This is a genomic window from Stenotrophomonas sp. (genome assembly GCF_050737075.1).
Taxonomy (GTDB): Bacteria; Pseudomonadota; Gammaproteobacteria; order Xanthomonadales; family Xanthomonadaceae; genus Stenotrophomonas.
The window spans coordinates 1-15898 of sequence record NZ_JBOHXV010000102.1; the positions used below are offsets into that span (position 1 = coordinate 1).

17 protein-coding genes are annotated in these 15898 nt (G+C 67.8%); 12 read left to right on the forward strand and 5 right to left on the reverse strand.

The window, feature by feature from the left end; all coding sequences use genetic code 11:
* Positions 1-64 precede the first annotated feature (64 nt).
* Positions 65-1081 (forward strand): 3-oxoacyl-ACP synthase III, encoded by a 1017-nt coding sequence (locus ACREPD_RS18660; RefSeq protein ID WP_421568418.1) that lies wholly within the window; start codon positions 65-67, stop codon positions 1079-1081.
* An 80-nt stretch (positions 1082-1161) separates the two neighbouring features.
* Positions 1162-2052, forward strand: coding sequence for an alpha/beta fold hydrolase (locus ACREPD_RS18665; RefSeq protein WP_431600704.1), 891 nt, complete (start codon positions 1162-1164; stop codon positions 2050-2052).
* Between the two features lie 34 nt (positions 2053-2086).
* Here the strand turns inward: ACREPD_RS18665 and ACREPD_RS18670 are convergent, their stop codons facing one another.
* Positions 2087-2512: a YkgJ family cysteine cluster protein gene (locus ACREPD_RS18670; protein ID WP_421568420.1), complete on the reverse strand. Its 426-nt coding sequence runs from the start codon at positions 2510-2512 to the stop codon at positions 2087-2089.
* Between the two features lie 103 nt (positions 2513-2615).
* On the opposite strand from ACREPD_RS18670, the gene oleC reads away from it, so the two are divergent.
* The 3 genes from oleC (at position 2616) to ACREPD_RS18685 (ending at position 5495) form a co-directional block, all read left to right on the forward strand.
* The gene (gene oleC, locus ACREPD_RS18675) at positions 2616-4271 is read left to right on the forward strand and encodes an olefin beta-lactone synthetase (RefSeq protein WP_431600705.1); all 1656 of its coding nucleotides are present in this window, start codon (positions 2616-2618) and stop codon (positions 4269-4271) included.
* Entirely contained in the window at positions 4268-5278 is a 1011-nt protein-coding gene (gene oleD, locus ACREPD_RS18680) for a 2-alkyl-3-oxoalkanoate reductase (protein ID WP_431600706.1), read from the forward strand. Before oleC ends, oleD begins: the two co-directional genes overlap by 4 nt.
* A 61-nt stretch (positions 5279-5339) precedes the next feature.
* Positions 5340-5495: a DUF1328 domain-containing protein gene (locus ACREPD_RS18685; protein ID WP_038691201.1), complete on the forward strand. Its 156-nt coding sequence runs from the start codon at positions 5340-5342 to the stop codon at positions 5493-5495.
* A gap of 96 nt (positions 5496-5591) precedes the next feature.
* On the opposite strand, the gene ddlA is transcribed toward ACREPD_RS18685, so the two are convergent.
* Positions 5592-6695 (reverse strand): D-alanine--D-alanine ligase, encoded by a 1104-nt coding sequence (ddlA, locus tag ACREPD_RS18690; protein WP_431600707.1) that lies wholly within the window; start codon positions 6693-6695, stop codon positions 5592-5594.
* A gap of 143 nt (positions 6696-6838) precedes the next feature.
* Between ddlA and ACREPD_RS18695 the strand changes: the two genes are divergently transcribed.
* The 3 genes from ACREPD_RS18695 to ACREPD_RS18705 are packed head-to-tail and all read left to right on the forward strand — an operon-like array spanning position 6839 to position 9869.
* Positions 6839-7480 carry a ubiquinone biosynthesis accessory factor UbiJ gene (locus ACREPD_RS18695; protein WP_431600708.1) on the forward strand — a complete coding sequence of 214 codons (642 nt, stop codon included), beginning with the start codon at positions 6839-6841 and terminating at the stop codon, positions 7478-7480.
* Positions 7477-9135 (forward strand): ubiquinone biosynthesis regulatory protein kinase UbiB, encoded by a 1659-nt coding sequence (gene ubiB, locus ACREPD_RS18700; protein WP_431600709.1) that lies wholly within the window; start codon positions 7477-7479, stop codon positions 9133-9135. The genes ACREPD_RS18695 and ubiB overlap by 4 nt, the downstream gene beginning before the upstream one ends.
* Positions 9072-9869: a pseudouridine synthase gene (locus ACREPD_RS18705; RefSeq protein ID WP_431600710.1), complete on the forward strand. Its 798-nt coding sequence runs from the start codon at positions 9072-9074 to the stop codon at positions 9867-9869. Before ubiB ends, ACREPD_RS18705 begins: the two co-directional genes overlap by 64 nt.
* Positions 9870-10053: 184 nt before the next feature.
* Here the strand turns inward: ACREPD_RS18705 and ACREPD_RS18710 are convergent, their stop codons facing one another.
* On the reverse strand, positions 10054-10608 hold the full coding sequence (locus ACREPD_RS18710) for a DUF2059 domain-containing protein (RefSeq protein WP_431600711.1): 555 nt from the start codon (positions 10606-10608) through the stop codon (positions 10054-10056).
* A gap of 190 nt (positions 10609-10798) precedes the next feature.
* On the opposite strand from ACREPD_RS18710, the gene arfB reads away from it, so the two are divergent.
* The 3 genes from arfB to dcp all read left to right on the forward strand — a co-directional run bounded on the left by arfB (position 10799) and on the right by dcp (position 14098).
* Positions 10799-11230 (forward strand): alternative ribosome rescue aminoacyl-tRNA hydrolase ArfB, encoded by a 432-nt coding sequence (gene arfB, locus ACREPD_RS18715; protein ID WP_421568431.1) that lies wholly within the window; start codon positions 10799-10801, stop codon positions 11228-11230.
* Positions 11231-11276: 46 nt separating this feature from the next.
* A complete protein-coding gene (locus ACREPD_RS18720) occupies positions 11277-11837 on the forward strand; it encodes a lysophospholipid acyltransferase family protein (protein WP_431600716.1) in 561 nt (186 codons plus the stop codon).
* A 104-nt stretch (positions 11838-11941) separates the two neighbouring features.
* On the forward strand, positions 11942-14098 hold the full coding sequence (gene dcp / locus ACREPD_RS18725; protein ID WP_431600712.1) for a peptidyl-dipeptidase Dcp: 2157 nt from the start codon (positions 11942-11944) through the stop codon (positions 14096-14098).
* 96 nt (positions 14099-14194) lie between these two features.
* Here the strand turns inward: dcp and ACREPD_RS18730 are convergent, their stop codons facing one another.
* Both ACREPD_RS18730 and ACREPD_RS18735 read right to left on the reverse strand, forming a co-directional pair.
* A complete protein-coding gene (locus tag ACREPD_RS18730; RefSeq protein WP_431600713.1) occupies positions 14195-14638 on the reverse strand; it encodes a 3-dehydroquinate dehydratase in 444 nt (147 codons plus the stop codon).
* Between the two features lie 3 nt (positions 14639-14641).
* Positions 14642-15046 carry a hypothetical protein gene (locus ACREPD_RS18735; protein ID WP_431600714.1) on the reverse strand — a complete coding sequence of 135 codons (405 nt, stop codon included), beginning with the start codon at positions 15044-15046 and terminating at the stop codon, positions 14642-14644.
* Positions 15047-15236: 190 nt separating this feature from the next.
* Between ACREPD_RS18735 and lepB the strand changes: the two genes are divergently transcribed.
* A complete protein-coding gene (gene lepB, locus ACREPD_RS18740; RefSeq protein WP_431600715.1) occupies positions 15237-15863 on the forward strand; it encodes a signal peptidase I in 627 nt (208 codons plus the stop codon).
* The last annotated feature ends 35 nt before the right edge of the window (positions 15864-15898 follow it).

Here is a 15898-nt window from a genome sequence, read left to right on the forward strand (position 1 = left end):
GGTGCGGTGAATGGCAGTGGGGCTTACAATAGCGCCCCCTTTGCCTGAGCCTTGGCGCTAACTGATGCTCTTCAAGAATGTATCGATCGCCGGCCTGGCGCACATCGACGCGCCGCATACGCTGACGTCCAAGGAAATCAACGAACGTCTGCAGCCGACGCTGGATCGTCTGGGCATCCGTACCGACGTGCTCGGCGACATCGCCGGCATCCATGCCCGTCGCCTGTGGGACGCGGACATGCTCGCGTCCGACGCCGCCACGCTGGCCGCCCGCAAGGCCCTGGAAGACGCCGGTATCGGCGCCGACAAGATTGGCCTGCTGGTCAACACCTCGGTCAGCCGCGACTATCTGGAGCCGTCCACGGCCAGCATCGTCTCGGGCAACCTGGGCGTCAGCGACCAGTGCATGACCTTCGACGTCGCCAATGCCTGCCTGGCCTTCATCAACGGCATGGACATCGCCGCCCGCATGCTGGAACGCGGCGAGATCGACTATGCCCTGATCGTCGATGGCGAAACCGCCAACCTCGTCTACGAGAAGACCCTTGAGCGCATGGCCCTGCCGGGCGTGACCGCCGATGACTTCCGCAACGAGATGGCCGCCCTGACCCTGGGCTGCGGCGCCGCGGCGATGGTCATGGCACGCACCGAACTGGTGCCCGACGCGCCGCGTTACCGCGGTGGCGTGACCCGCTCGGCCACCGAGTGGAACCAGCTGTGCCGCGGCAACCTGGACCGCATGGTCACCGACACCCGCATGCTGCTGATCGAAGGCATCAAGCTGGCGCAGAAGACCTTCCTGGCCGCACGCGAAGCGCTGGGCTGGGCGGTGGAGGAACTGGACCAGTTCGTCATCCACCAGGTCAGCCAGCCGCACACCGCCGCCTTCATCAAGAACTTCGGCATCGACCCGAAGAAGGTGATGACCATCTTCGGCGAGCACGGGAACATCGGCCCGGCCTCGGTACCGATCGTGCTGAGCAAGCTCAAGGAACTGGGCCGGCTGAAGAAGGGCGACCGCATTGCCCTGCTCGGCATCGGCTCGGGCCTGAACTGCTCCATGGCCGAAGTGGTCTGGTAACCGGCCACCGCAGCCCCGGTTGCGGGTTATTCCAATAGTCGAGGGCCGGTTCTACCGGCCCTTTTCACAGGTGCGATTCAATGCCCAAGCTTCCCGGTTACCCCGCCCATCCCCAGCGCTTCGAGGTCCGCCCGGGCCTGTCGATGAGCTACCTCGACGAAGGCCCGCGCGATGGCGAGGTGGTGGTGATGGTCCACGGCAATCCGTCGTGGAGCTATTACTGGCGCACCCTGGTGGCCGGGTTGTCGGACCGTTACCGCTGCATCGTGCCCGACCATATCGGCATGGGCCTGTCGGACAAGCCGGATGACGCGCACTACGAATACACCCTGCAGTCGCGCGTGGACGACCTGGATGCGCTGCTGGCGCACCTGGGCATCACCGGCCCGGTGACCCTGGCCGTGCACGACTGGGGCGGCATGATCGGCTTCGGCTGGGCGCTGTCGCACCACGCGCAGGTCAAGCGTCTGGTGGTGCTCAACACCGCTGCCTTCCCGATGCCGGCCGCCAAGCAGATGCCGTGGCAGATCGCGCTGGGCCGCCACTGGAAGATCGGCGAGTGGATCATCCGCACCTTCAACGCGTTCTCGTCCGGGGCCTCGTGGCTGGGCGTGGAGCGGAAGATGCCGGCCGACGTGCGCCGCGCCTACGTGTCGCCGTACAACAGCTACGCCAACCGGATCAGCACCATCCGCTTCATGCAGGACATCCCGCTGAGCCCGGCCGACAAGGCGTGGTCGCTGCTGGAACGCGCCGGCCAGGCGCTGCCGTCGTTCGCCGACCGCCCGGCCTTCATCGGCTGGGGCCTGCGCGACTTCGTGTTCGACCACCACTTCCTGAAGGGCTTCCAGGCGGCGCTGCCGCAGGCCCAGGTGCACGCGTTCGAGGATGCCGGGCACTACGTGCTGGAAGACAAGCAGGAAGTGCTGGTGCCGGAGATCCGGGCGTTCCTGGACGCGAATCCGATTTGACGGGGTGACGACCAACGGTCGTCACGCGCGGCCATCACGCCGCGATCGGTGCCTGCGGCGACGGGCTGTTGCCGTTGTCGTCCGGATGATCGTCGTCATTGTCGGCGCCGTCGCGCCACCGCCAATCGGCCAGGCTCAACGCCGGCAGCCCATGGATCGCCCGCGCCTTGTCGCACTGCGGGCTGGCCTTGCCGAACTCCCACGACGCATCCACCTCGCGGCACACGCTGGGGCGGTTGGGGTGGATGCTGCAGCGTGAATACACGCCGATCTCCGCGTCCAGCGCCACGCAGCGCACCGGCTTGGAATGGGTGCCGCGCATGCACAGGCGGTGCGGGTCGAGCGGCTCGGTCAGCTGGTGCGGGACCCCGCCGGGGGTGACCTCGTCCGATTCCATCCAGTGGAAGGCCACGCGGTATTGGGTGCAGCAGGCACCGCAGGTCATGCAGGGATGGGACATGGGCATGCCGCCTCGGGCGGCAGGGGGATGGATGGGCGAGGCGCGAATTTTCCACGGCTACGCCCGCCGCGCAAGATTTTTCTGCAGCGGCGACAATGAACGGATGAACAGCCCGATCAACATCGCCGCGCGCCTGCCCGAACTGGCCCGCGAACGCCCCGACCAGATCGCCATCCGCTGCCCCGGCCGGCCGGGCCCGGACGGCATGGCGCGCTATGACGTGACCCTGGATTACCGCACCCTGGACGCCCGCAGCGACGCCATGGCCGCCGGCCTGGCCGCCTACGGCATCGGCCGCGGCGTGCGCGCGGTGGTGATGGTGCGGCCCTCGCCGGAGTTCTTCCTGCTCATGTTCGCGCTGTTCAAGAACGGCGCGGTGCCGGTGCTGGTGGACCCGGGCATCGACAAGCGCGCGCTGAAGCAGTGCCTGGGCGAGGCCCAGCCGCAGGCCTTCATCGGCATCGGCCTGGCCCACGTCGCGCGGCTGGTGCTGCGCTGGTGCCCGGCCGCGAAGACGCTGGTCACCGTCGGGCGGCGCTGGGGCTGGGGCGGCACCACCCTGGCCCGGCTGGAGGCCGACGGCGCGCGCAACCCGCAGCCGATGGCGGCCACCGATGGCGAGGACGTCGCCGCCATCCTGTTCACCAGCGGCTCCACCGGCGTGCCCAAGGGCGTGGTCTACCGCCACCGCCATTTCGTCGGCCAGGTCGACCTGCTGCGCGCCGCCTTCGGCATGGAGGCCGGCGGCATCGACCTGCCCACCTTCCCGCCGTTTGCCCTGTTCGACCCGGCGCTGGGCCTGACCTCGGTCATTCCGGACATGGACCCGACCCGCCCGGCCAAGGCCGACCCGCGCAAGCTGCACGACGCCATCGCCCGCTTCGGGGTCACCCAGCTGTTCGGCTCGCCCGCGCTGATGCGGGTGCTGGCCGACCATGGCCAACCGCTGCCCGGCGTGCGCCGGGTGACCTCGGCCGGCGCGCCGGTGCCGCCCGACGTGGTGGCGCGCATCCGCCGGCTGCTGCCCGACGACGCCCAGTTCTGGACTCCCTACGGTGCCACCGAATGCCTGCCGGTGGCGGCGATCGAAGGTCGCGAGCTGGAAAGCACGCGCGCGGCCACCGAGGGCGGGGCCGGCACCTGCGTGGGCCGCGTGGTGCCGCCCAACGAGGTACGCATCATCGCCATCGACGACGCGCCGCTGCCGGACTGGTCGCTGGCGCGCGAGGTCCCCAACGGTATGGTCGGCGAGATCACCGTGGCCGGCCCGACCGCCACCGACAGCTATTTCAACCGCCCGCAGGCCACCGCCGCGGCCAAGATCGCGGAGACCCTGGCCGACGGCAGCACCCGCGTAGTGCACCGCATGGGCGATGTCGGCTACTTCGACGCCGACGGCCGGCTGTGGTTCTGCGGGCGCAAGACCCAGCGCCTGGAAACCGCGCACGGCCCGCTGTACACCGAGCAGGTGGAGCCGGTGTTCAACGCGCTGGCGGGCATCGCCCGCACCGCGCTGGTCGGGGTGGGTGCGGGCGGCGCGCAGCTGCCGGTGCTCTGCTATGAACTGCAACCGGGCACGGCAGATTCGCCGGCACTGCAGCAGCGGCTGCGCGACGAAGCCGCCGCGCATGCCGGCACCCTGCGCATCGAACGCTTCCTGTTGCACCCGGGCTTCCCGGTCGATATCCGCCACAACGCCAAGATCGGCCGCGAGAAGCTCGCGGTCTGGGCCGCAACCCGAATGGAACAACCCGCATGAAGATCCTTGTCACCGGTGGTGGTGGTTTCCTTGGCCAGGCGCTGTGCCGTGGCCTGGTCGAACGCGGGCATGAGGTGCTGAGTTTCAACCGCGGCGACTATCCGCCGCTGGCCGCGCTGGGCGTGGGCCAGATCCGCGGCGATCTCGCCGATGCCGACGCGGTGCGCCACGCCGTGGCCGGCGTCGATGCGGTGTTCCACAACGGCGCCAAGGCCGGCGCGTGGGGCAGCTATGAGAGCTATCACCTCGCCAACGTGGTCGGCACCGACAACGTCATCGCCGCCTGTCGCAGCCATGGCGTGCGCACCCTGGTGTACACCTCCACGCCGAGTGTGACCCACCGCGCCACCCATCCGGTGGAAGGCCTGGGTGCCGACGAAGTGCCGTACGGCGAGAACTTCCAGGCGCCGTATGCGGCCACCAAGACCATCGCCGAGCAGCACGTGCTGGCCGCCAACGATGCCACCCTGGCCACCGTCGCCCTGCGCCCGCGCCTGATCTGGGGCCCGGGCGACCAGCAGCTGGTGCCGCGCCTGGCCGAACGTGCCCGCGCGGGGCGGCTGCGCTTCGTGGGCGACGGCACCAACCTGGTCGATACCACCTACATCGACAACGCCGCGCTGGCGCATTTTCTGGCGTTCGAACACCTTGCGCCGGGTGCGGCGTGCGCCGGCAAGGCGTACTTCATTTCCAACGGCGAACCGCTGCCGATGCGCGAGCTGCTCAACAAGCTGCTCGCCGCCGTGGGCGCACCGGCCGTGCACAAATCGATCAGCTTCAAGACCGCCTACCGCATCGGTGCGGTGGCCGAACGTCTGTGGCCGCTGCTGCGCCTGCGCGGCGAACCGCCGATGACGCGCTTCCTCGCCGAACAGCTGTGCACGCCGCACTGGTACAGCATGGAACCGGCCCGCCGCGATTTCGGCTACGTGCCGCTGGTAAGCATTGACGAGGGGCTCACGAGGCTGAAGGCTTCATCGCACGTCGAGAAATCCATCACTTCCTGAACACCGGGCGTTGGTGAAGATGGCAGCACGCCAATCCGGCACGCACTACGCGAGGATCGACATGCTGCACTACGCCGTAATCTTTTTTGTCATCGCCATCATTGCGGCGGTGCTCGGCTTCTCCGGCATCGCCGGCGCTGCCAGCAACATTGCCTGGATCCTGTTCGTGGTCTTCCTGATCCTGGCCGTGGTGTCGATGTTCCGCAAGCGAGGTTAGTGCGCAGGGTCATGCGCGCCCCCTCTCTCCGGGCAACCATGACCCAGCGCAACTCCAACGGCCTGGCGTTCGCAAGAGCGCCAGGCCGTTGTTGCGTCAGGGACCGGTGATCGAACTGCGCAGCCCGCGCTCGCTGGCGTGCCGCTCCAGGGCCAGCTCCAGCAGCCGGCTGATCAGCGCGGTGTAATCCAGCCCACTGGCCGCCCATAGCTTGGGATACATGCTGATCCGGGTGAAGCCGGGCAGGGTGTTGATCTCGTTGATGACCACCTCGCCGTCACGGGTCAGGAACACATCCACCCGAGCCAGCCCTGCGCAGTCCAGCGCCTGGTAGGCGCGCACCGCGATCTCCTGGATACGCTGCTGGTCGGCCGCACGGATGTCCGCCGGCACCACCACATCCGCGCCGTTTTCGCTGATGTACTTGGTGTCATACGAGTAGAACTCGTCATGCACCACCACTTCGCCACACACGCTGGCCTCGGGCGATGCGTTGCCCAGCACCGCGCATTCGATCTCGCGCCCGTCGATGGCCGATTCCACCAGTGCCTTGTGGTCGTAGTCCAACGCCAGTGCCAGCGCAGCCTGGAACTCCGCCGCCGTACGTACCTTGCTCACGCCCACCGACGAGCCCTGGTTGGCCGGTTTGACGAACAGCGGCGTGCCCAGCTGTGCGGTCAGCGCGGCGTAGTCGGCCGCGCCGGCCGTGCTGCGGGTGAAGCAGGCGAAGGGGGCCACGGCCAGCCCGGCGTCACGCAGCAGCCGCTTGGCCACGTCCTTGTCCATCGCCACGGCAGAGCCCAGTACGCCGGAGCCCACGAAGGGCAGGTTGGCCATGCGCAGCATTCCCTGCAGCGAACCGTCTTCGCCCAACGTGCCGTGCACGATCGGGAACACCACGTCGATCTGGGCCAGTGCGGCGGCCGGGGTGGCCGGCACCAGCTGCTGGCGCTCGGCGCCGGGCAGCACCGCCACGCCCTGACCGGAGCGGTTCAGCGCAATGCGCGAGGGATCGGCGGCATGCAGCAGGAACCCGTCCGGGTCGCTTACGTGCCACTGGCCCTGCTTGTCGATGCCGATCAACGTGACCTCGAAACGGTCCTTGTCCAGCGCATCCAGGATGTTCTTCGCCGATTGCAGCGAGACCTCGTGTTCGGCCGAACGGCCACCGAAAATGATGCCTACCCGGATCTTGCCCATGCTGCTCCCGCTCCTGCCATGCGTGAAAATCTCACTGTACATCGCAACCCGGTAGAGCCACGCCCTGCGTGGCTGCGCGCAGACCCGGGACCACGCAGCCACGCAGGGCGTGGCTCTACCGGGCAGCGCTGTAGAATGTCGCCATGCCCCGCTCTCTGCTCTCCTCCCTCAAGCCCCTGGCCGGCAATGCGCTGCAGCTCGCGCTCAACCGCACCCTGGCGCTGGACCCCGATACCCGCCGAGCGCTGGTCGCGCTGGATGGCCGCCACATCGCCCTGACCCTGGAATCGCCCGCGCTGGCGATGCGGATCGGGGTCGAGGGCGAACGCCTCACCGTGGGGCCCGTGGACCCGCAGCAGGAGCCGGACCTGGCCGTGCGCAGCACGCTGGGTGGGGTGCTGGCACAGCTGCCGTTCCTGGCCAACGCGCGCCGTGGCGGCGATGCACCGGCGGGGCGGGTGAAGGTTTCCGGTGACGCCGAACTGGCGCGCCGCCTGCAGCAGCTGGCCACCCGTTTCGACCCGGACTGGCAGCAGCCGTTCGTGCGGGTGTTCGGCGAGGTGCTGGGCGTACAGATCGCCAACACCCTGCGTTCGGCCCTGCAGCATGCGCGCCGTGGCGCGTCCGACCTGGCGCACAGCGCCGCCGATTTTGTCACCGAGGAGTCGCGCGACGTGGTAGCCCGAGCCGAACTGGATGCCTTTCATGACGACGTGGACGTGATCCGCGACGACGTCGAACGCATCGCCGCCCGGGTGCAGCGCCTGGCGCAGGTGCGCGCATGAAGGCGATGTTCCGCGCCACCCGCATCGGTCGTGTGATCCTGCGTTACCGGCTGGACGACCTGCTCGAGGGCACGCCGCTGGAAGGCTGGCTGCGCCTGGCCAAACCGTTCGTGCCGCGCGCCTCGGCCGACATCGCCGCGCAATCGCGCGGCGCCCGCCTGCGCCTGGCGCTGCAGGACCTGGGCCCGATCTTCGTCAAGTTCGGCCAGATCCTCTCCACCCGCCGCGACCTGATTCCGGCGGATGTAGCCAACGAACTCACCCTGCTGCAGGACCGGGTCAAGCCGTTCGACGGCGCCACCGCGCAGCGCATCGTCGAAGCCGCGCTGGGCCGGCCGGTCAGCGAGGCCTTCGCCAGCTTCGACCTGCAGCCGCTGGCCTCGGCCTCGATCGCCCAGGTGCACGCGGCCACGCTGGCCGACGGCCGGCAGGTGGTGGTCAAGGTGCTGCGCCCGGACATCGAGAAGCAGATCGACGCCGACATCGCGCTGCTGAAGTCCGCCGCCGCGCTGGTCGAACGCGCCCATCCACGCGCCGACAAGATCCGCCCGCGCGAAGTGGTGGCCGAGGTGGAAAACACCCTGGCCGCCGAACTGGACCTGCAGCGCGAAGGCGCCAATGCCAGCGTACTGCGCCGCAACTGGGTGGATTCGGACGACCTGTATGTGCCCGAAGTGATCTGGAGCCACACCGCCGAACGCGCACTGACGCTGGAGCGGGTGTGGGGCATTCCGTCGGACGACATCGCCGCGCTGGACAAGGCCGGCATCGACCGCAAGGCGCTCGCCGCCAAGGGCGTACGCGTGTTCTACACGCAGGTATTCCGCGACAACTTCTTCCACGCCGACGCGCACGCCGGCAACATCTGGGTCGACACCGATCCGGCACGCCGCGACAACCCGCGCTTCATCGCGCTGGATTTCGGCATCATGGGCCAGCTGTCCGAAGAAGATCAGTACTACCTGGCCGAGAACTTCATGGCCATCTTCAACAAGGACTACCGGCGCATGGCCGAGCTCCATGTTGAAGCGGGCTGGATGCCGAACAACGTGCGCATCGACGAACTCGAAGCGGCCGCGCGTTCGGTGTGCGAACCGTACTTCACCCGCCCGCTGTCGCAGATCTCGCTGGCCGAAGTGCTGATCAAGCTGTTCCGCGTCGCGCAGCGCTATGAGCTGACCCTGCAGCCGCAGCTGATCCTGCTGCAGAAGACCCTGCTCAACATCGAAGGCGTCGGCCGCCAGCTGGACCCGCAGCTGGATATCTGGGCGGTGGCGCGGCCGGTCCTGGAACGCATCCTGCGCGAGCGCTACAGCCCGCGCCGGGTGTTGAAGGAATTGCGCAAGCGCCTGCCGGAAATCATGACCCACACCCCGGACATGCCGCGCCTGGTGCATGCCTGGCTGCGCCAGCAGGTGGAAGGCGGGCACGAACTGTCCATGCGCTCGCAGGACCTGGTGGCGCTCAACACCAACCTGCAGAAGCTGCAGAAGCGTGCGGTGGCCGCCATTGCCGGCGTGGGCCTGTTGATCGTCGCGGCGGTGCTGTACGGCATGCATCCCGGCGGCGGCTCCGTCGGCGAAGTGCCGGTATGGAGCTGGGTCAGCGGCGCGGCGGGCCTGTTCTCGCTGGCCAGTGCGTGGTGGCGCCGGTGAGCGATATCGACCTGCCCACCGACGCCCCGGTCGAGGCGCCGGTGGCGCTGCCGCCGTTGCAGTTGCTGCACGTGGACGAGCGCCTGGCGGTGGTGAACAAGCCCGCTGGGCTGATGGTCCACGACAGCAAGCTGGCGCGTGGCGAAGATGACTTCCTCGCCGACCGGCTGCGCGAGCAGCTGGGCAAGCCGATCTTCCTGGTTCATCGGCTGGACCGCGCCACCAGCGGCTGCCTGCTGCTCGCCTTCGACCGCGAGAGCGCCAGCGTGCTGGGCAAGGCGCTGATGGGCGGCGAGGTGATCAAGGATTACCTGGCCATCTGCCGGGGCTGGCCGGCGGAAGAATCATTCACCGTCGACCATGATCTGGACGGCGGCCCCGGCAAGCCGGTCAAGAAACAGGCCATCACCCATTTCCAGCGCGTGGCGGTGGGTGAGATCGCGGTGCCGGTCGGCGAATTCGCCACTTCGCGCTATGCGCTGCTGCGCTGCCAGCCGCAGACCGGGCGTTTCCGCCAGATCCGCCGGCACCTCAAGCATCTTTCGCATCACCTGATCGGCGACACCAGCCATGGCGATGGCCGCCACAACCGCAGCTTCCGCATGCAGGGCATCCACCGCATGCTGCTGCACGCCGAACGGCTGCGTTTCCCGCATCCGGATGGCACGCCGATGGATGTGAGCGCACCGGCGGAGGGTGAGTTCCGCAAGGCGATGGATTTGTTTGGGTGGTGAAGCCCGACCGGCTGCGTAGGGCCGACGGGGCACATCCGACAGGGTGCAACCGACTGGGTGCAACCGACTGGGTAGAGCTGACTGTTAGTCAGCTGCCTTTGCCGTAGAACCGTCTGTCAGACGGCTGCGAAGAGCGAAGCCGACTAACAGTCGGCTCTACCCAGTCGGCTCGAGCCATCCGCCTTCATTTTTTCGCAGGCGCGCTCGCCGCCGGTGCCTGCTCTTCATTCACGATCGCCTCCAGGTCCTTCTGCAGGTCCACGAACAGCGGCTGAAGCCTTTCCTGGATCGCCACCATCACGTTCTGCATCAGCGCCGGGGTCTTGTCGAGCAGGCTCTGCCCGGCCGAACTCTCGTAGAACTCGGCCATCGCCAGCACGTCTTCCTTGCTGAAGGTCTTCTTGTAGAGGTCCACGTACATCGGCCGCAGCTGCTGCCAGGACAACGCCTTGCGGATGGTCTCGCTGCTGCGCTGTTCAATGCGCTGCAGCTGCGCCTTGCGGGTGTCGTCCAGTTGGCGCTGCTCGGCCATCTGCTGGAACTGCTGGCGCTGCATCGCCTCCATCTGCGGCAGCATGGTGTCGAGCATGCTCTGCGCGCGCGATGCGGCCAGCAGGCGGTTGATGTCCGCGTCCGACGGCGGCGCGGCCAGGGCCGGGGCAATGGCGGCCACGCCCAGCGCGAGGGTCAGGGCCAGGCGGATCAGGCCACGGCGGGCCGGCGAACGGGTCGAAATCATGTGGGTGCATCCTGCGTTGCGTGGAACGCCGAGCATACCGTTGATACGGTCAAGCAGCCGTGCGCACGTTGAAAGGCGTGTTTCCGTGCCGACGGTTCCGGCCCGTACCCGGCTTTTATGCGCCTTATCGGCGTCATTGGTGAACATTGCGGTCACCTCAGGCGGCGGTCCTGCCTTTACAATGCCGCCCATGGGAAATGGGCCTGTCACCATCAACGCGCATCTGGCGATTCCGGACACGGAGATCGTCGAACGGTTCGTGCGCGCCAGCGGTGCCGGCGGGCAGAACGTGAACAAGGTGTCCAGCGCCGTCGAACTGCGGTTCGACGTGGCCGGTTCGCCCTCGCTGCCCGAGCCGCTGCGTACCCGCCTGCTGGCGAGGCGCGACCGCCGCATGACCGGCGAGGGCGTGCTGGTCATCGATGCCCAACGTTTCCGCACCCAGGACCGCAACCGCGAAGACGCGCGCGACCGCCTGGCCGCCTTCATCCAGGCCAGCCTCAGCGTGCCCAAGCCGCGCGTGGCCACCAAGCCCTCGTACGGCTCCAAGCTGCGCCGGCTGGATGAAAAGAAAGGCCGCGCGCAGATCAAGCGCGGCCGCACCACACGCAATTGGGAGTGATTGCTTGAACAACCGTAGTCCGCTGCTGCCGCCCGTGCCGCCCAACATGCCGCAGGTCAAACCCAACCGTTTCCTGCGCTGGCTGGCGCGCTGCACCCTGCGCCTGGGCGGCTGGAAGGTCACCGGTACCTTCCCGGACGTGCCCAAGCTGGTCTTCATCGTCGCCCCGCATTCGTCCAACTGGGACGGCTTCTGGGGCATGGCGGCCAAGATCGCGCTGGGCATGCAGGTGAAGGTGCTGGGCAAGGCCTCGCTGTTCTGGTGGCCGCTGTCGCCGCTGCTGCGCACCCTGGGGGTGATCCCGCTGGACCGCAGCTCGCCGCAGGGCACCGTGGAGCAGGCGGTCAGCCTGCTGCGCAACTCCGACCGCCTCTGGTACGCCATCACCCCCGAGGGCACCCGCAAGGCGGTGACCCACTGGAAGGCCGGGTTCCTCAAGATCGCCCGCATGGCCGACGTGCCGGTGCTGGCCTGCTACTTCCACTACCCGGAAAAGACCATCGGCATTGGCCCGCTGTTCTATTCCACCGGCGACGACGTGGCCGACATGGCCGCCATCCGCGAGTACTACAAGCCCTGGCAGGGCAAGAACCGCGGCACCGTCTGAGGCAAGGCCAGGCGCCACGTCCGGCACATGCCGGGCGCGGGCAATGGGAGTAGGGTGATCGGCTGCGGCTTTCGCCGCCTCACCTCATTCCAGGAGCCCGTTTCATGTCGCGTACCGTTATCTTGGCCGCCGCCATCAGCCTTGCGCTGGCGGCCTGTTCCGGCAAGGAGTCCACCCCCGTGTCCGACACCCAGACCCCCGCCGCGCAGCAGCCGGCCGACGCGTCCACCAACCCCCTGTTGAGCGCCAGCACGCTGCCGTTCCAGGCGCCGCCGTTCGACCGCATCAAGGACAGTGACTACCTGCCGGCCTTCAACGAAGGCATGAAGCAGCACCTGGCCGAAGTGCGCAAGATCGCCGACAACCCCGAACCGGCCACCTTCGACAACACCATCGAAGCGCTCGAGCGCAGCGGCGAGACCCTGACCCGGGTGTCGCGCGTGTTCTTCGGCCTGGTCCAGGCCGACACCAACGAAGCGCGCCAGAAGATCCAGGAAGAAGTCGCCCCGAAGCTGGCCGAGCACCAGGACGAAATCAGCCTGGACCCGAAGCTGTTCGCGCGCATCAAGAGCATCTACGACCAGCGCGCCTCGCTGGGCCTGGACCCGGTGCAGACGCGCCTGGTCGAGCGTGATTACCAGGAATTCGTGCGCGCCGGCGCGCAGTTGAACGACGCCGACAAGGCCAGCCTGCGCAAGCTCAACGTGGAAGAAACCACGCTGGCCACGCAGTTCCACACCCGCCTGGTGGCTGCTACCGCCGCCGCCGCCGTGGTCGTGGACGACAAGGCCAAGCTGGCCGGCCTGAGCGAGGAGGAGATCAACACCGCCGCCTCCGACGCCAAGGCGCGCAACCTGGAAGGCAAGTTCCTGCTGCCGCTGCAGAACACCACCCAGCAGCCGGTGCTGGGCTCGCTGAGCAACCGCGAGCAGCGCGCCGCCGTGCTCAAGGCCTCCGAAACCCGCGCCGAGCGCGGCGATGCCAACGACACCCGCGAAACCGTCCAGCGCCTGGCCCAGCTGCGTGCGCAGAAGGCCAAGCTGCTCGGCTTCGAGAACTACGCCGCCTACAGCCTGGCCGACCAGATGGCCAAGACCCCGGCCGCCGCGCTCAAGCTGCTGACCGACACCGTGCCGGCCGCCACCAACAAGGCGCGCGGCGAGATCGCCGAGATGCAGAAGGTGATCGACGCGCAGAAGGGTGGCTTCCAGCTGGCCGCGTCTGATTGGGACTTCTACGCCGAACAGGTGCGCAAGGCGCAGTACGACCTGGACGAATCGCAGATCAAGCCGTACTTCGAACTGGACAACGTGCTGCAGAACGGCGTCTTCTACGCCGCTACCCAGCTCTATGGCATCACCTTCAAGCAGCGCACCGACATTCCGACCTATCACCCGGACATGAAGGTGTATGAAGTGTTCGACAAGGACGGCACCTCGCTGGCGCTGTTCTACACCGACTACTTCAAGCGCGACAGCAAGTCCGGTGGCGCGTGGATGGACGTGTTCGTCGAGCAGAACGGCCTGACCGGCGACAAGCCGGTGGTCTACAACGTCTGCAACTTCACCAAGCCCGCTGCAGGCCAGCCGGCGCTGCTGAGCTTCGACGACGTCACCACCATGTTCCATGAGTTCGGCCATGCGCTGCACGGCATGTTCTCGAACGTGAAGTACCCGTCGATCGCCGGCACCAGCACCTCGCGCGATTTCGTCGAGTTCCCCTCGCAGTTCAACGAGCATTGGGCGCTGGACCCGAAGGTCTTCGCCAACTACGCCAAGAACTACAAGACCGGCGAGCCGATGCCGCAGGCGCTGGTCGACAAGATCCTCAAGGCACGTACCTTCAACCAGGGCTACGCGACCACCGAGTACCTGTCGGCCGCACTGCTCGACCTGGCCTGGCACACCCAGCCGGCCGACGCCAAGCTGCAGGACGTGGCACCGTTTGAAGCGGCCGCGCTGAAGAAGTTCAAGGTCGACCTGCCGCAGGTACCGCCGCGCTACCGCACCACCTACTTCGACCACATCTGGGGCGGCGGCTATTCGGCCGGTTACTACGCCTACTTCTGGGCCGAAGTGCTGGACCACGATTCGTTCGAGTGGTTCAAGGAGCACGGTGGCCTGACCGCTGAAAACGGCCAGGTGTTCCGCGACAAGATCCTCTCGCGCGGCAACAGCGTGGAGCTGGCCGACCTGTACCGCGAGTTCCGCGGCAAGGATCCGTCGGTGGAACCGCTGCTGGTCAATCGCGGTTTGAAGTGATCCCGCAGGGATCACGGTAGGTACCGACCGTTGGTCGGTACACCGATTGGTTCGAAACGAACGGCAGGGGAAACCCTGCCGTTCGTGCGTCTGGCCCTACGTCCCCACGCGGCACCCCACCTCGCTGCAACCGAGGTGATCGAGCGCGATCTCCAGCGCATGCATGTAACTCTGCGCGCAGTACCCGTGCGCCACGCCGATGCGCTGGCCGACATCGGCCGGCAGGCACGCTTCGGGCGCGATGCTGTCATCGTCATGCACCTCCACGTACACGTTGTGCAGGTGCGGCAGCAACCGCTGCAGCCGCGGGCTGCCCACGCATGCGCCGGGATCCAGCAGCGTCACCTCGCCGCGGCTGTGATCCGCCACGCGCAACGCATCCAGCAGCTCCTGCTCCGAACCACACGCGCGAATCGCCACCGTGGTGCCCGCATCGATCGCGCGATGCACCAGCGCCTTCAGTACCGGTGCCGGCAACGGCTGCGCGGTGCGGATCAACGGGCCGCTCGCTTCCGGGCCACGAATGATGAAGATCGACATGGCTCAGGCGCTCCCTTCCACGGTCAGCAACCGGCGTGCGGCAATCGCCAGCGACAGCCGGCACGCATCCTCGCGCCCGCTGCTGCATACCACCCGCGCGACCGGCGCGTGCAGCGGGTGCAGGTGTGCGTCCAGCCCGTCGTCATCGTTGGCCGCCATCTCGATATACGGCGACGGCAGCGCCTCCAGCGCCGCACACAGGTCGCGGCCATGCGCGGCCCACTGTGCCGGTTCGGCGGCGGCGGTCTCGATCAGCACCCACGCCGGTTGACTCTGCCGGGCCTGCCGCAGGCACTGCAGCAGCGCCGGCAGCGTGGCGCAGTCCTGGCAGTGCACGGCGTGGCCGGCCAGCTGGGCTGGCACCGGCAGCGGGTCCGGCGACGGCTGCCGGAGCAACAGGATGGTCATGGAACACCTCGACAAAGCGCTCGGGGGCGCGGTGTCGCCACGATGCGCGCGGCGCCCATAAAGGCGCGATGACCGGCATGCCGGAGACGCGTAAACAATGCGTAGCTTTTGCATACCGTTGGTCGGGAAGGCGGGAACTCATGGCGCTTCCCGCGAGTCGGACCCTACTCACGCCGCAAGGATCTCTCACATGACCACTGCCGCCGCCGAACCCCAATCCCACCGCCTCCTCCATTGGCTGAAGAAGGAAGCCCTGCCGCTGCTGGTCATGATCGGTCTGCTCGCCGCCGCGCGCGACAGCCTGGCCAACCACTACCAGGTACCCAGTGGCTCCATGCAGCCCACCTTGGAACCGGGCGACCGCGTGGTGGTGGATATGCGCGCCTACGGCCTGCGCCTGCCGTTCACCTCGGTGGAACTGCTGCACACCGGCGCGCCGCAGCGCGGCGAGGTGGCCGTATTCGATTCGCCGCAGGACGGCACTCGACTGATCAAGCGCATCGCTGCGGTCGGGGGCGACCGGGTGCAGCTGTTCGACGGGCACCTCAGCATCAACGGCCAGCCGCTGGCGCAGGCAGGCACCGGCGAGGTGGAGGACTTCGGGCGCATCCTGGCCCGGCTCGACCTGGGACAGGGCGGCGGCCCGGACATCGATCGGCTGACCGTGCCGGCTGGCAAGGTGTTGATGCTCGGCGACCATCGCGGCAACAGTGCGGATGGCCGTTACTTCGGGCTGGTAGACGCGAACACGCTGTATGGAAAGGCCACGCGCGTGTATTACCGGCGCGGCGAAGGCTTTACCTGGCAGGCGCTGTAGAGATTGCGTTGCCGGGCAGAGCCCGGCACTACATC

Bases quoted from the DNA above. Each gene is read 5' to 3' on its own strand.
- arfB (WP_421568431.1), top strand. From the start codon at position 10,799: ATGGGAAATGGGCCTGTCACCATCAACGCGCATCTGGCGATTCCGGAC.
- ACREPD_RS18705 (WP_431600710.1), top strand. From the start codon at position 9,072: ATGGAGCTGGGTCAGCGGCGCGGCGGGCCTGTTCTCGCTGGCCAGTGC.
- ACREPD_RS18720 (WP_431600716.1), top strand. From the start codon at position 11,277: ATGCCGCAGGTCAAACCCAACCGTTTCCTGCGCTGGCTGGCGCGCTGC.
- ACREPD_RS18730 (WP_431600713.1), bottom strand. From the start codon at position 14,638: ATGTCGATCTTCATCATTCGTGGCCCGGAAGCGAGCGGCCCGTTGATC.
- ACREPD_RS18685 (WP_038691201.1), top strand. From the start codon at position 5,340: ATGCTGCACTACGCCGTAATCTTTTTTGTCATCGCCATCATTGCGGCG.
- ACREPD_RS18665 (WP_431600704.1), top strand. From the start codon at position 1,162: ATGCCCAAGCTTCCCGGTTACCCCGCCCATCCCCAGCGCTTCGAGGTC.
- dcp (WP_431600712.1), top strand. From the start codon at position 11,942: ATGTCGCGTACCGTTATCTTGGCCGCCGCCATCAGCCTTGCGCTGGCG.
- ddlA (WP_431600707.1), bottom strand. From the start codon at position 6,695: ATGGGCAAGATCCGGGTAGGCATCATTTTCGGTGGCCGTTCGGCCGAA.
- ACREPD_RS18695 (WP_431600708.1), top strand. From the start codon at position 6,839: ATGCCCCGCTCTCTGCTCTCCTCCCTCAAGCCCCTGGCCGGCAATGCG.
- lepB (WP_431600715.1), top strand. From the start codon at position 15,237: ATGACCACTGCCGCCGCCGAACCCCAATCCCACCGCCTCCTCCATTGG.
- ACREPD_RS18660 (WP_421568418.1), top strand. From the start codon at position 65: ATGCTCTTCAAGAATGTATCGATCGCCGGCCTGGCGCACATCGACGCG.
- ACREPD_RS18710 (WP_431600711.1), bottom strand. From the start codon at position 10,608: ATGATTTCGACCCGTTCGCCGGCCCGCCGTGGCCTGATCCGCCTGGCC.
- oleD (WP_431600706.1), top strand. From the start codon at position 4,268: ATGAAGATCCTTGTCACCGGTGGTGGTGGTTTCCTTGGCCAGGCGCTG.
- ACREPD_RS18670 (WP_421568420.1), bottom strand. From the start codon at position 2,512: ATGTCCCATCCCTGCATGACCTGCGGTGCCTGCTGCACCCAATACCGC.
- oleC (WP_431600705.1), top strand. From the start codon at position 2,616: ATGAACAGCCCGATCAACATCGCCGCGCGCCTGCCCGAACTGGCCCGC.
- ACREPD_RS18735 (WP_431600714.1), bottom strand. From the start codon at position 15,046: ATGACCATCCTGTTGCTCCGGCAGCCGTCGCCGGACCCGCTGCCGGTG.
- ubiB (WP_431600709.1), top strand. From the start codon at position 7,477: ATGAAGGCGATGTTCCGCGCCACCCGCATCGGTCGTGTGATCCTGCGT.